This is a genomic window from Dyella sp. CR10, from assembly GCF_055814425.1.
Map to the genome: position 1 here is coordinate 162,732 of NZ_CP185986.1, position 14,150 is coordinate 176,881.

The 14,150-nt window shown below is 66.4% G+C and carries 12 protein-coding genes; 8 read left to right on the forward strand and 4 right to left on the reverse strand.

The genetic code is table 11. The features are described from left to right. The first annotated feature begins 75 nt into the window (after positions 1–75). From ACNR9O_RS00785 to ACNR9O_RS00805, 5 genes are all read left to right on the forward strand, one after another. Positions 76–1,554, forward strand: a complete 1,479-nt coding sequence (locus ACNR9O_RS00785; protein WP_473683902.1) for a methyl-accepting chemotaxis protein — start codon at positions 76–78, stop codon at positions 1,552–1,554. A 51-nt stretch (positions 1,555–1,605) separates the two neighbouring features. After that, entirely contained in the window at positions 1,606–2,244 is a 639-nt protein-coding gene (locus ACNR9O_RS00790; protein ID WP_473683900.1) for an MHYT domain-containing protein, read from the forward strand. Positions 2,245–2,650: 406 nt separating this feature from the next. Continuing rightward, the gene (locus tag ACNR9O_RS00795; RefSeq protein WP_473683898.1) at positions 2,651–2,911 is read left to right on the forward strand and encodes a hypothetical protein; all 261 of its coding nucleotides are present in this window, start codon (positions 2,651–2,653) and stop codon (positions 2,909–2,911) included. Positions 2,912–3,001: 90 nt separating this feature from the next. After that, positions 3,002–4,948: a hypothetical protein gene (locus ACNR9O_RS00800; RefSeq protein ID WP_473683896.1), complete on the forward strand. Its 1,947-nt coding sequence runs from the start codon at positions 3,002–3,004 to the stop codon at positions 4,946–4,948. A gap of 285 nt (positions 4,949–5,233) precedes the next feature. Then, complete coding sequence (locus ACNR9O_RS00805; protein ID WP_473683894.1) at positions 5,234–5,971, forward strand: fimbrial biogenesis chaperone; 738 nt, start codon at positions 5,234–5,236, stop codon at positions 5,969–5,971. Between the two features lie 68 nt (positions 5,972–6,039). On the opposite strand, the gene ACNR9O_RS00810 is transcribed toward ACNR9O_RS00805, so the two are convergent. Genes ACNR9O_RS00810 through pdhA form a run of 3 tightly spaced genes read right to left on the reverse strand, consistent with a single transcriptional unit; the run spans position 6,040 to position 9,539 of the window. Continuing rightward, entirely contained in the window at positions 6,040–7,425 is a 1,386-nt protein-coding gene (locus ACNR9O_RS00810; protein WP_473683892.1) for a dihydrolipoamide acetyltransferase family protein, read from the reverse strand. A gap of 44 nt (positions 7,426–7,469) precedes the next feature. After that, the gene (locus ACNR9O_RS00815; RefSeq protein WP_473683890.1) at positions 7,470–8,450 is read right to left on the reverse strand and encodes an alpha-ketoacid dehydrogenase subunit beta; all 981 of its coding nucleotides are present in this window, start codon (positions 8,448–8,450) and stop codon (positions 7,470–7,472) included. 3 nt (positions 8,451–8,453) lie between these two features. Beyond that, positions 8,454–9,539 (reverse strand): pyruvate dehydrogenase (acetyl-transferring) E1 component subunit alpha, encoded by a 1,086-nt coding sequence (gene pdhA / locus ACNR9O_RS00820; RefSeq protein ID WP_473683888.1) that lies wholly within the window; start codon positions 9,537–9,539, stop codon positions 8,454–8,456. A gap of 218 nt (positions 9,540–9,757) precedes the next feature. Here pdhA and ACNR9O_RS00825 point away from each other — a divergent pair, with 218 nt between their 5' ends. Together ACNR9O_RS00825 and ACNR9O_RS00830 are read left to right on the forward strand one after the other, a co-directional pair. Further along, positions 9,758–10,606, forward strand: a complete 849-nt coding sequence (locus tag ACNR9O_RS00825) for a tryptophan 2,3-dioxygenase (protein ID WP_473683886.1) — start codon at positions 9,758–9,760, stop codon at positions 10,604–10,606. Between the two features lie 225 nt (positions 10,607–10,831). Continuing rightward, a complete protein-coding gene (locus ACNR9O_RS00830; protein ID WP_473683884.1) occupies positions 10,832–12,343 on the forward strand; it encodes a peptide MFS transporter in 1,512 nt (503 codons plus the stop codon). A gap of 51 nt (positions 12,344–12,394) precedes the next feature. On the opposite strand, the gene ACNR9O_RS00835 is transcribed toward ACNR9O_RS00830, so the two are convergent. Further along, positions 12,395–12,922 carry a MarR family winged helix-turn-helix transcriptional regulator gene (locus tag ACNR9O_RS00835; protein ID WP_473700692.1) on the reverse strand — a complete coding sequence of 176 codons (528 nt, stop codon included), beginning with the start codon at positions 12,920–12,922 and terminating at the stop codon, positions 12,395–12,397. Positions 12,923–13,019: 97 nt separating this feature from the next. Here ACNR9O_RS00835 and hppD point away from each other — a divergent pair, with 97 nt between their 5' ends. Continuing rightward, positions 13,020–14,114 (forward strand): 4-hydroxyphenylpyruvate dioxygenase, encoded by a 1,095-nt coding sequence (hppD, locus tag ACNR9O_RS00840; protein WP_473683880.1) that lies wholly within the window; start codon positions 13,020–13,022, stop codon positions 14,112–14,114. Positions 14,115–14,150: the final 36 nt, after the last annotated feature.

Genomic DNA, 14,150 nt, shown 5'->3' on the forward strand with positions numbered 1-14,150 from the left:
CGCCATGTCGAGCTTCCCTCAAGTCCAGCTGTCGCGGTGCCGATAGCCCCACGTCGATTCAGGAGTGGGGAGCTCATGATTCGCTACACCATCAAACTGCGCATGGGCGCGAGGTTGGCCTTGCTGTTGTTGTTCCTGATCGCCATCGGGCTGGTCGGAATCTACGGGATTGAACAGGCCAACGGTGGCGCGGAGCACCAATACCGCGAAGACGTCCTGGCCCTGGGCGAGCTCGGCCGTGTGCAGGATGCATTGAACCGGCGCGAGGCCGCCTGGCTGGCAGCGGCAGCAGGATCGCCGGGCGAAGCGGTCGAAGGTGCCGTGGCATCGCCAACGCCATCGCCGTTCGACGCGTTCGCCAAGCCTCTCGATGCCCTGGAACAACGTCTCGCCACCGCGCGCGGCAAGGGTGACCGCGCGGCCCAGGTGGGCCTGGCGGTCGAGGCGTTGCCACTGCTGCGGGCATGGCGCGAGGCCGTGCGGAACGCGCTGGATCATCGCTTGTCAGTGGCCGATGCACGTCACGTCGCCGTGGCCGCGCAAGGCAATCGCATCCGCAATATCGCGTTGGGCGTGGTGCTCGCGGGCCTGCTGCTGGCGGTGATCAGCGACGGCGTGTTCGTGCGTTCGGTGACGGCGCGTATTCGCTCCGCGCTCGAACTGGCGCGCACCGTGGCGAGCGGCCGGCTCGACAATCGCATTCCAACGCTCTACGGCGACGAGATCGGTGACCTGCGCACGGCATTTCGCGAGATGGACGAGCATCTATCAAGCGTGATCCGGCGCGTGCGCGGAAGCGCCGAAGCCGTCAACACCACATCGCACGAACTGGCCGCCGGCAACGGTGAGCTGGCGGCCCTGATGCAGGAGCAGGTCGTTTCGCTGGGCGAGACCGCTGCCAGCATGGAGCAGATGGCGCAGCATGTGCGGCGTACCGCCGACAACGCAGGCGAGGCGGACCGCCTGGCCGCGTCCGCCCGCGAGCAGGCCGAGCGTGGCGGCGAATCCGTGGCGCGCATGATCGGCGCGATGGCGGCGATCGATGCCTCCAGCCGCCATATCGCCGACATCACCGGCGAGATCGATGGCATTGCGTTCCAGACCAATCTGCTTGCACTCAACGCAGCGGTCGAAGCGGCGCGTGCCGGTGAGCAGGGGCGCGGTTTCGCGGTGGTGGCCGGCGAGGTGCGGGCGCTCGCGCAGCGCAGCGCCGCAGCCGCGCGCGAAGTACGTCGCCTGATCGACGAGAGTCAGGCCACCGTGGCGGAAGGGACGCAGCTGGTGGCGAACTCCTGCGAGGATTTCCGCCGCATCTCGCTGAGCGTACGCAAGCTCAGCGACGTGATGGCCGAGATCGCCGCCGCCAGCGAACATCAAGCGGCCGACGTCGGCCAGGTCAGCGCCACCGTGACGCGCATGGACGCCAGCACGCGGCGCCATCACGCCCAGGTGCAGGGCGTACGGCAGGCCAGCCAGGCCTTGCTCGAACAGTCCAGGATGCTGGCCGGTGAAGTGGAGTACTTCCGCTTCGCCGACAGCGAAGCTGGCGCCTGATTCAAGCGCTCTGTCGACCGGCATCCCCACTCCAGCCAAAGGAATCCGCGCATGGACAAGCACTATGACCTCCTGCTGGTGGCCTACTCGTTCGTGATCGCTTCGCTCACCGGCTATTGCGGCATCGAGATGACCTCGCGTGTGCGGCGCGCACTGGATAACCAGTGGGCCTGGATCGCCGCAGCTGCACTGGCCTTCGGCACCGGCGTGTGGGGCATGCATTTCATGGGCATGGTGGCGCTGGTGCTGACCGTGCCGGTGACCTTCGATGCATGGATCACCTTTGGCTCGTGGGCCGTGGCCGTGCTGGTGAGCGGCATCGGCTTCTACGTGATTCGGAACGGCGTGCGCGTCGGTTCGTGGCTTCTGGCCTCGGCGCTGATGGCCGCAGGCGTGTGCCTGATGCATTACGGCGGCATGTACGCGATGCGCATGGGCGACGGACTGACGTATCGGCCCGTGCTGTTCTGGGTCTCGGTGGGGATCGCTTTCGGCGCGAGCGCGGCGGCTTTGCTGATCATGACCTGGCTGCGCGATAGCGAACGCTGGCCAGGCATCCTCGCGCGCCTGGGCGCGGCCCTGGTGATGGGATTAGCGGTGACCGGCATGCACTACACCGGCATGGCGGCAGCAATGTTCTCGCCCGGAGCGTTCTGTCGCCGGCCAACGCGCTCAGCGAGGCCTGGGTGATTCTCGGACTGGTGATCGCTGCCACTGCGGTGGTGAGCCTGTCGCAGTGGTCGGCCTTGCTGCGGTAGATCGATAGCACGACAGCGCAGGTAGAAAATTTCCTAACCATGGCGCCGACATCGGGCGGGATGGATAGGACATAAGACTTATCTGATGATTTACCCCGCTACTGGCACGCCGGCCGATGCGACGGCGGTGGGGCGCTACGCCATCAACCTGCCCAACGGCGGCACGGTATGGGCGATCGAGGACCCCAACCTGACGGCGCCTGCGCTGAGCGTGCTGGCGGCGTGCATGGTGCCGCTGGACGATGGTCGCATCACCAAGCCGGTGCTGTTCCATGGTTACACCAACTACCCCAGCTTCATCGACAAGCTGCAGGTGAGCGTGGCGCGATACCGACCTGGTGACGCCGCTGGCCACGTTCGACTTGCCGGTGGCCAACACCACCGACTACACCTGGGACGGCACGTTGCCCGAGGGCCTGAACCTCAAGCCCGGCGACGAGCTGATCTATGTCGCACGCGCCTATGGCGCGGGCGGCGTCTACGGCGAGACCTTCATCCAGCGCCTGAAGCTGGTGACGCCGGCCGATTACGAGCGCGGCCTGACCGGCACGCAAGACGACATGCAGCGGCGGCTCGGCCAGCAGCTGGGCGCGGACTAGGCGCGGTCGCTGGCGATCCAGGACAGCATCCAGGGCGAAAGCGGCCTGCGGCTGCGGAACATCCCCGTCTATGGTTCGCGCGTCCGCTTGATGGGGCGCGGCCTGGGACCCAACGCGCAGCTCACGGTCAACGGCCAGTCGGTGCTGGTCGATCGCGAGCGCAAGTTCACTGCCGAATTTCTCGAGCCGGTGGGCGAGCACCGCTATGGCGTGCAGCTGCAGTCGGCGGACGGCCAAGGGCAGCCGCAGTACCTTGATGTCAACGTGACGGGCAAGTACGACTTCCTTGTCGCGATCGCGGACGTGACGCTGTCCAAGAATGCGGCCCAGGGTAACGTCGCGCCGCTGGCGGACAACCACCAGTACGAGGACGGCTTTCTCGGCGAGGGCCGCCTGGCCTTCTATCTGAAGAAGAAATTCCAGGGCAAGTACCTGCTCACCGCGCAGGCGGATACGCACCAGAATCCGCTCGACCGTGAGTTCACCGGCTTCCTCAAGGCCAGTCCGCGCGACGTGTTCTGGCGCCTGGATCCGAACAACTACTATCCGGTGTACGGCGACGATTCGGTCGCCTGCCGCGACGTAGATACGCAAGGCCGCCTGTACCTGCGGCTGGACTGGGATCAGAACCAGGCGCTGTGGGGCAACTTCAACACCGGCCTGACAGGCACGGAGTTCAGCCAGTACAGCCGCTCGCTGTACGGCGCGGCGGTGAGCTGGCGCAGCCGCGAGACGACCCAGCTGGGCGATCCGTCGAGCGAACTGAGGAGCTTCGCCTCGCAGGCGCAGACGGCGCCGGGCCACAGCGAGTTCCTGGGCACCGGCGGCAGCCTGTACTACCTGCGCCATACCGGCATCCTGCCGGGCTCGGACAAGCTGGTGCTCGAAGTGCGCGACCGCACCACCGGCCGCACGGAAGCGCGAGTGGAACTGGCGCGGGGCGCGGATTACCAGATCAACGAACTGCAGGGCCGCGTGATCCTGACCCGCCCGCTGGCGCAGATGACGCGCAAGAACGTGCGCACGATCACCAGCGACACGCCGCTGGACGGCTACGACCAGATCCTGATGGCGGATTACGAGTACGTGCCGGGCAGCTTCAACCCGGCCAAGCTCAGCGGCGGCGTGCGCGGCAAACACTGGTTCGGTGACCATGTCGGCGTGGGCGGCACCGTCGTCGAGGAAAACCGCGATGGCGAAGATTACGCGCTCACAGGCGCGGACGTGACCTTCCAGGCCGGACGCGGCACCTACCTGAAGCTGGAGCAGAGCCACTCCGAATCTGTAGCGACGCCGATCTTCTACTGTCAACCGCCACGCCTACAGCGCCAGCGGCGGGCCGGTGAACGAGATCCTGCAATGGAGCAGCAAACTCGAGTACCGCGAGGACCGCGGCGCGGAACGGCGCCGGCAGTGGGTGGCGACCAATCGCGCATCCTACAAGGTCAACGACGACTGGCGTCTGGCGGCGCGCATCAATTACGCCGACACCAAGGACCTGATCAATCGCGTGGGCAGCGCCAGGACGATGGACAGCAACATCGGCTTCGCCTGACGTGCGCACGACAACACGCGCTGGGCCGCCTTCGGCAAGTACACGTATCTCTACAACATGGCGTCGGCGGGGCAGGAGGGCGCGCTGAACATCTACGAGCAGCGCTCGCACGTGCTGGCGTTCGAAGGGATCACCCAGCTGGGCAAGCGCTGGGAAGTCGGCGGCAAATGGGCTTCGCGCTGGGGCGAATACCGCACCGGGCGCGGCGCCGGCAGCTGGCTGGACAGCCGTGCGGATTTCCTCGCCGGGCAGCTGCGTTACCGGCTCGGCGGCAAATGGGAAGCGCTTGGCGAGCATCGCTGGCTGAAGGTGCGCGACGGCGGCATCCGCAAGGGCTGGCTGCTTGGCGTGGATCGCCAGATCGGCGAGAACTTCAAGCTGGGCGCCGGCTACAACTTCACCAAGTTCAGCGACCTGACCAATCTGCGCTACGACAACCATGGCTTGTTCCTCAACCTGGTGGGCTACTACTGACAACGTGACCATCCATGTCTGCTGACGGAAGAGCGCCCATTCCGGGCGCTCTTTTCTTGACGAGGCGCCGATGGCCTGGGCGGCGAAGCTGAGGCAGGGGCCCGGGGTTTTTTAGTACCTGTCCTATATCGAGTGCCCCGTAGGCACCGAATAATCCTTGGGATCGACGCCGGCGGGGTCTCGTCGCCGCCTCAAGTCGCCGGCACGCGGCGGATCTCGCCGCCGACACGCCGTCCACCGCTCGTTCCACGCGTCACATGCGCCGCGTATTCAGCAGCGGCATCGGAGCCGACATGTCCCGTCCCAAGCTTGCGTTTCCGTCGATGGCTTTCGCGTGGGCCGGCATGGCGTTGATGTCGCTGCCGGCAGCGGCGCTCGCCAGTGCGGCGCCGGGCGGATCGCCGCTGATCTACGAGGGCAATGCCACCGGCGTGCAGCTGGAGGTGCGCAACGACAGCGCCGAACGGCGCGCCGTGCAGGTGTGGGTAAGCGCGACGGCCTGCGAGGACGGCCAGGCGTTGGCGCCCATCGCCGCCAATCCCCCCGTGTTCCGCCTCGAGGCGCACGGTTCGCGCGAGATCCGGTTGACGCGTATCCCCGGCTATTTGCCGGACGATCGCGAATCGATGTTATTCGTCAGCGCGAAACAGAGCCCGTTGGCGGGTGAGGATGGCGACGTTGCGAAAGGCGAGGCTTTCTGCCGGCGGACGCGGCTGTTCTATCGGCCGGCCGGGCTGGATGGGCGCGCAGGCGACGCGCCGGGAGCCTTGCGCTGGGACGTGGCGGGGCAGGGCGGGCGGCCGATGCTGCACGTGGCCAATCCGACGCCTTTCCATGTGCGTTTCCGCAGCCTGCTGGCGACGGTGGCGGGAGACGAGCGCGAAGTCGGCCAGCCGGAGACGGTGCTGCCGTATGCGGAGCGGTGGTACGCGATCGGCGACATCGGCGAAGCCGCCGAGGTGAAAGTCGCCTACGTGCCGATCTGCGACGATGGAAGCGATGGCGAGCCGCTGATCATCGTCGTGCACTGAAGCCCGCGAGGGACGCAAAGAAAAAGGCGCCGCAAGGCGCCTTTTTCATGCCGTACGCGGATGCGTGCTCAGTTCGGCTGCGCCAGATCGTCGAGCAGCGCCTTGAGGAAGCGCGCGGCTTCGCCGCCGGTGGCGGCGCGGTGATCGAAGGTCAGGCTGATCGGCATGCGGCGATGCACTTCGATGCCGCCCATCACTGCCACCACGTCGTGGCACAGCTTGCCGGCGCCGATGATGGCGACGGTCGGGGGCACCACGACCGGCGTGGCGTAGCGACCCGCGAACATGCCGAAGTTGGACAGGCTGATGGTGTAGCCCGACAGCTCCGACGCGGGGATCGAACGGTCTTCAACTTGTGAGCGCAGGCGCTTGATCGCGGCGCGCACGCCGGCGCCGTCCAGCACGTCGGCATTGCGCAGGGCCGGCACGAACAGACCGTCCTCGGTGTCCACGGCGATGCCGATGTCCACGTGCGGATGCAGGGTGCGGGTGAGGTTCTTGCCGTCGAACCAGGCATTGAGCGCCGGCACGGCCTTGCACGCGGCCACGATCGCGCGGATCAGGCGGGCGGTGATGTCCTGCTTGCCGATCCAGGCGTGCAGGTCGGCGTCGTCCACCAGGGTGGTGGGCACCACGTTGGCGTGGGCTTCGGCCATGACGCGCGCCATGTTGCGACGCACGCCCTTGAGCTGTTCCGGCTGGCCGCTGGCCTGCACGCTCGGCGGCGCGGTGCGTACCGGCTTGCCCGACAGCGAGACGGCCGTGCGCGACGGCGCCGGGCCCGGCTCCGGCAGTTCCGGCGCCAGGTGGCGGCCGGCCGAGGCGGAGACTGCGCGCGCCGGCGCGGCACCGAGCGGAGCGGAACCGTCGGCGGCGGCATTCTTCACGTCCTGCATGGTGATCACGCCGTCGGCGCCGGTCGGGCGGACGCGGGCCAGATCGACCTTCATCTTCTTGGCGAGCGCGCGCACCGCGGGCACGGCCTTCACGCCGCCGGCGCTGCTGACCTGCTCGACGTGCACGGCATTGCCGCTGACCATGGCGCCGACCACGGTGCCTTCGTCTTCGCGATCGCCCTTGGTCTCGACTTCGCCGCCTTCGTCGGAGGCGACCACCTTGCCGGCGTTGTCCGGCGTGGGGCTGCCCACGCTCTTCTTCGGGCCGTGGTGATGGCCGGTGGCTTCGGCCTCGGCGCGCTGCTTGGCATTCGGATCGGGTTCGAAGTCGGCCAGCGCGGCGCCGGTCTCGATGATGTCGCCCGGCGCGCCGTACAGCTTCTTCACCGTGCCGGTGTAGGGCGACGGCACGTCGACCACTGCCTTGGCGGTTTCCATCGAGGCCAGCGGCGCGTCGAGCTTGATGTAGTCGCCTTCCTTCACGTGCCACTCGACGATGGTGGCGTCGGGCAGGCCTTCGCCGAGGTCGGGGAGGTGGAATGTCTTGATATCGGCCATGGGTGTGTTCCGGTAATCAGGCTTTGGATGATTCGGCGCGTCGCTCAGGAGGCAGCCAGTGTGCGCTTGGCCGCTTCGACCACGCGCTCGGTGCTGGGCAGGTACTTCATCTCCAGGCGGAACAGCGGAATGTGCGTGTCGAAGCCGGTGACGCGCTCGACCGGCGCGAGCAGGTCGTACATGCATTCCTCGGCCAGGCGCGCGGCGATCTCGGCGCCGAAGCCAGCGGTCTTGGGGGCTTCGTGCACAATCACGCAGCGGCCGGTCTTCTGCACGGACTCGGCGATGGTGTCGAAGTCCAGCGGAGTCAGCGTGGCCACGTCGATCACTTCGGCGCTGATGCCCTGGGCGGCCAGCTCGTCGGCGGCCTCCAGGGCCTCCTTCACCTGCGCGCCCCAGGTCACGATGGTGACGTCGGTGCCGTCGCGCAGCACGAAGCACACGTCCAGCGGCAGCGCCTCGCCGTCATCCGGCACTTCTTCCTTGTACTGGCGGTAGATGCGCTTGGGCTCGAAGAACATCACCGGATCCGGGTCGCGAATGGCGGCGAGCAGCAGGCCGTAGGCGCGCGCGGGCGACGACGGCATCACCACGCGCAAGCCGGGGATGTTGGTGAACAGGTGTTCGTTCGCTTCCGAATGATGCTCCGGCGCGCGGATGCCGCCGCCCCACGGGGCACGCCACACGGCCGGCACGGTAATGCGGCCGCGGGTGCGGTTGCGCAGGCGCGCGGCGTGGCAGGCGATCTGCTCCATCATCGGATAGATGAAGCCTTCGAACTGCGCCTCGGCCACCGGCTTCATGCCTTGGGCAGCAAGGCCCACGGTGACGCCGGCGATGGTGGTTTCGTCGAGCGGGGTATCCAGCACGCGCAGCTCGCCGAACTTTTCCTGCAGGCCCTGGGTGGCGCGGAACACGCCGCCGTTGACGCCGACGTCCTCGCCCAGCACCACGACGCTCGGGTCGTGTGCCATTTCATAAGCAAGCGCCTGGGTGACGGCTTCGATAAGGGTGATCTGTGCCATGGCTTAGTGGGCCTTCTTGTCGAGCGAGAGAGCGAGGTCGCGTTGCTTGGCGAGGTCCGCCGGCACTTCGGCGAAGGTGTAGTCGAACATCGCGGTGACCGGCTGCGTCTTGGTCTCGAGGTAGGCGTTTACCTCGTTGTCCATCCACTCGTCGCACTCGGCCTTCCAGGCTTCTTCCCTGGCGTCGTCCCACACGCCCTTGGCCACCAGCCAGGCGCGCAGGCGCTTCATCGGCTCCTTCGCCCACGCGTCCTTCACTTCCTGCTCGCCGCGGTAGCGGCGGGCGTCGTCGGCGGTGGTGTGGTCGGAGAGGCGGTAGGTGACCAGCTCCAGCACGCTGCCGCCCTGGCCGTTGCGGGCGCGCTCGAGCGCGTCCTCCATCGCCTTGCGCACGGCGATGATGTCGTTGCCGTCCACCTGGATCGAGAACAGGCCAGCGGCGATGCCCTTCTGCGCCAGCGTCGGCGCGCCTGACTGGATCTTGCGCGGCACCGAGATCGCCCACTGGTTGTTGACGATCACCGCCACCAGCGGCAGGTTCTGCGCGCCGGCGATGTTGATGGCGCCGTAGAAGTCGCCCTTGGACGAGCCGCCGTCGCCGATGGTGCACACGGCCACGCGCTTTTCGTTGCGGATCTTGAAGGCCAGAGCGGAACCGGCCGCATGCAGGCACTGCGTGGCGATCGGCACGGACCAGGCGAAGTCGTGGCGCGCCGGTTCCTTCTGGTAATCGTTGCCGCGCTCGTCGCCGCCCCAGTACATGTACACCTCGCGCGGCTGCACGCCGCGGTACAGCTGCGCGCCGTATTCGCGGTAGCTGGGCGCGAACACGTCCTCCGGCTTCATTGCGCTGCCGATGCCTACGTGCGCGGCCTCGTGGCCCAGGCAGCTGGCGTAGGTGCCGAGCTTGCCGGTGCGCTGCAGGGCCACGGACTTCGCGTCGAACACGCGGGTGGACATCATCAGCTTGTACAGCTCGACCATGTGGTCGAGGTCCTTGGCGAAGGCAGGCAGGTCGTCACGGACCTGTTTGCCTTCGGCATCGAGATACTGCAGGTATTCGATTTCGAACTTGGCGGCGATGGACACGACTCGCTCCGGGAGTGAGTGAAGGCGAAAACGGGTGAGGGAGTGGAGCCGGCGGCGACCCATCCAGTGGGGTCAAGCACGCACGTAGGGCCCTGACAAGACGGCAATTGAAGCAGGGGCGGATGTTGCGCCGCAAGGCACGGTGCAGCATGCGCAAGGGTTAGGGGGCTTGCGTTAAAGGCAGGTAATATGGCTGCTTTTCCCGCCTTCGGAATGCCATGACGGACAATCGGCGCGACCTGGAAGCCGGCATCGAGACCGACCTGCAGGGCCGGCTCACCTACGGGGGCTATCTGCGGCTGGATGCATTGCTGTCCGCTCAGCAGCCGCTGAGCCAGCCGCCGCACCACGACGAGATGCTGTTCATCGTGCAGCACCAGGTGGCGGAGCTGTGGATGAAGCTGATCATTCACGAATTGAAGTCGGCCATCGATCATCTGCGAAGAGATGACATCGATCCGTGCCTGAAGATCCTCGCCCGGGTCAAACAGGTGCAGCGGCAGCTGTACGAGCAGTGGGGCGTGCTGGAAACGCTGACCCCGTCGGAATACCTGGAATTCCGCGACATTCTCGGTTCGTCCTCGGGCTTCCAGTCGCTGCAATACCGGCAGATCGAGTTCCTGCTGGGCAACAAGAACGAGCAGATGCTGGCGGTGTTCGCCTATGACCCGGCCGCGCAGGCGGCGCTGCGCGGGGTGCTCGAAGCGCCCAGCCTCTACGACGAATTCCTCGCCTATCTTGCGCGGCGCGGTCACGCGGTGCCGGCCGAACTGCTGGCGCGCGACTGGAGCCAGCCGCACCGGCGTCACGAAGGCCTGCTGCCGGTGTTCAAGCGCATCTACGAGAATCGCGCGGAATTCTGGCCCGAGTACCACATGTGCGAGCAGCTGGTGGATGTCGAGGGTCAATTCCAGCAGTGGCGTTTCCGCCACATGAAGACGGTCGAGCGCATCATCGGCCATCGCCGCGGCACCGGCGGCTCGTCCGGCGTGGCCTTTCTCAAGAAGGCGCTGGAACTGGAGTTTTTCCCGGAGCTGCTGGACGTGCGGACGGTGCTGGGCACCTGATGCCGCCGAAGGGCGCCACCTTAAGCAAGGCAGCCTGGAACAAATTCGCCGGAAGACCGCTTTTTTTGCGCCGCCCGCCTTCGGCTGCCTTGTCGCCCCGGATCCGCAGAATATTGCGCCGCATTTGACGCCCATGGCCCCGGCCGGTTACATGTCTGCCGTTTTGTATCCCGATCCGCACGCGACGTGCCGATCAGCCTCCACCCAGCACGACAAGGGGAACGCATGACCGACACCACCACCACGACCACGGCGCCCGCGGTGCCGGATTACCCGCAAACGATGGGCCACCCGCGTCCCCTGTGGATGCTGTTCATGACCGAGTTCTGGGAGCGCTTCGCCTTCTATGGCATGCGCTGGGCGCTCACGCTGTACATCGTGGCGGAGTTCTTCGGCGGCAGTCCCACCGGCCAGGCTTTCGCGAGCCGCACTTACGGCGCCTACCTGGCGCTGGTCTACGCGGCGGCAGTATTCGGCGGCTACGTGGCCGATAAGGTGATCGGCTACCAGCGCTCGATCCTGGTCGGCGCGGTGGTGATGTCGGCCGGCCTGTTCATGATCATGCTGCCGAACGAGCAGATTTTCTTGCTGGGCCTGTCCACGGTGATCGTCGGCAACGGCCTGTTCAAGCCGAATATCTCTTCGATGGTGGGCCAGCTCTACGGCGTCGGTGATCCGCGCCGCGACCGCGGCTTCACGCTGTTCTATATGGGCATCAACGCCGGCGCGCTGGCGTCGCCCTTGCTCACCGGCTGGCTGGCCAGCTACTTCACCGATACCCCGATGCAGCAGAACTACAAGCTGGTGTTCCTGGCATCGGGCATCGGCATGCTGATCAGCCTGCTGTGGTTCTGGGTCGGCCGCCGCCAGCTCAAGGGCGTGGGCCGCCCGCTGCCGGAGCAGGCCAATCGCATGCGCGTGGTCTACGTGCTGATCGGTTGCCTGGTGGCCATCCCGCTGGTGTACCTGGTGATGGCCAAGGCCGGCGCGGTGGTGCTGCAGTGGCTGCTGAGCATCCTGTTCGTGGGCCTGTGCGTGATGTTGATGATCGATGGCATCCGCGAGGGCAAGGTACAGCGAGACCGCGTGATCGCGATGCTGGTGATCTTCGTATTCAACGTGCTGTTCTGGATGTTCTACGAACAGGCCGGCAGCTCGTTCAACTTCCTCGCCGAAAACATCGTGGACCGCAAGATGTTCGGCGGCTGGGAGTTCCCGGTGGGCTGGTTCCAGTCCGTCGCGCCGCTGGCTCTCGTGCTGCTGGCGCCGCTGATGTCGCTGGTGTGGGGCTGGCTGGACAAGCGCAAGCTGGAGCCGTCCATCCCGCGCAAGTTCGGCTTCGGCCTGCTGGGCAACGCGCTGGCCTTCATCGTGCTGATGTATGCGCTGTCGAGCCTGGTCGACAGCAGCGGGCTGATCCCGTTCTGGCCGCTGGTGCTGGTCTATGTGCTGCAGACCGTGGGCGAGCTGTGCTTGTCGCCGATCGGCCTGTCGATGGTGACCAAGCTGGCGCCCAGCCGGCTGGTCGGCCTGGCGATGGGCGGCTGGTTCCTGTCCACCGGTATTGGCAACAACCTGTCGGGCATCTTCGCCAGCCACGTCAGCGGCGAGACTGGCATGACCGTGGCCTCGGCCCTGAGCGGCTTCACCTTCAGCTTCTGGCTGCTCGCCGGCGCGGCGCTGATCCTGCTGGGGGTGGCGCCACTGATCAACCGGCTGATGCACGGCGTGAAGTAAGCGGCCGGCAATGCAGGCGGGAAGAGGCGGCGCAAGCCGCCTTTTCCTTGTTCAGGCCACGCTGGCCTGTTCCTCGGATGTCGCGCTGCGCGGCGGTACCGGCGGCCCGAGCAGCTTGTCCAGGATCCGCGCCAGCCAGACCCGTTCCTCGGCATCCAGCTTCTCCAGCACTTCGCGCTCGCGCGCCCGCGCCATGGGAGCGACCACGTCGTGCACCTGCCAGCCGGCCTCGCTGAGACTGAGTACGGAGCGGCGCTTGTCGCCCTCATAGGTGCCGCGATGGACCCGGCCGGCATCGACCAGCCGCGCCAGTGCGCGGCTCACGGCCACCTTGTCCATCGCCGTGCGCTCGGCCACTTCGCGGGCGGACAGGCCATCGAACCGGGCCAGCACCGCCATCACCCGCCATTCCGTGACGCTGAGGTCAAAGCGCTGCTGGTAGTCGTTGGCAATGGCCTGGCTGACCGTGTTGGACAGGATCGACAGGCGATAGGGCAGGAAGCGTTCCAGTTCCAGCGGGGCGTGGTCGGGTTTGGATTCGGCGGGCACTGCTGCACCACTCCTTGCAAATGGTTTCATGTGTAACTATAACGCTGGACTTATGCGGCCCGTCGCAGGCTAGGCGGCCGGCAGAACCCGTTCGCACCCCCAGGCATCGACCCAGGAGATTCCCCGTATGAGCGCGCAGCCCAATCTTGGCATGCAGGTGACCACTTTCGAGAACCCGATGGGCATCGATGGCTTCGAATTCGTCGAATTCGCCGCCCCGGCCGGTCGAGGTAGCGAGCTGCACGACCTGTTTGGCCGCATGGGCTTCAGCGCGGTGCTCAAGCACAAGAGCCGCCCGATCACGGTGTACCGCCAGGGCGGCGTGAACTTCCTGGTCAACGAAGACCCGGCTTCCTTCGCCGCCGACTTCGCCGCCAAGCACGGCCCCTGCGCCGCGGGTTTCGCCATCCGCTTCAAGAAGCCGGCCGGCGAGGTGTACGACAAAGTGCTGGCCAATGGCGGCGAGGCAGTGGGCGACAAGGAAGCGACCAAGGCGGTGAACGCGCCGGTGGTCAAGGGCATCGGCGACTGCATGCTGTACCTGGTCGACCGCTACGGCGACAAGGGCGGCATCTATGATGGCGACTTCGCGCCGATCCCGGGCGCCGAGCAGAACCCGGTCGGCTTCGGTCTGACCTTCATCGACCACCTCACGCACAACCTCTACTTCGGCAACATGCAGAAGTGGTCCGATTACTACGAGCGCCTGTTCAACTTCCGCGAGATCCGCTACTTCGACATCAAGGGCGCCAAGACCGGCCTGGTGTCCAAGGCGATGACCGCGCCGGACGGCATCGTGCGCATCCCACTCAACGAATCGAGCGATCCGAAGTCGCAGATCAACGAGTACCTCGACGCTTACCACGGCGAAGGCATCCAGCACATCGCCTGCTTCACCGACAACATCTACGACACCGTCGAAGCGATGCGTGCGAAGGGCGTGGCCTTTCTCGATACGCCGGATACCTATTTCGACGTGATCGACCTGCGTATCCCCAACCACGGCGAGGATGTGCCGCGCCTGGCGAAGAACAAGATCCTGATCGACGCCGATCCGGAGACCAAGCAGCGCAAGCTGCTGCAGATCTTCACCGAAAACAACATCGGCCCGATCTTCTTCGAGATCATCCAGCGCAAGGGCAACGAAGGCTTCGGCGAAGGCAACTTCCAGGCCCTGTTCGAGTCGATCGAGCGCGATCAGATGCGCCGCGGCGTGCTGTAAGCCGCACTCCGCTCGTCACGGCCCGAGGCCCCACCG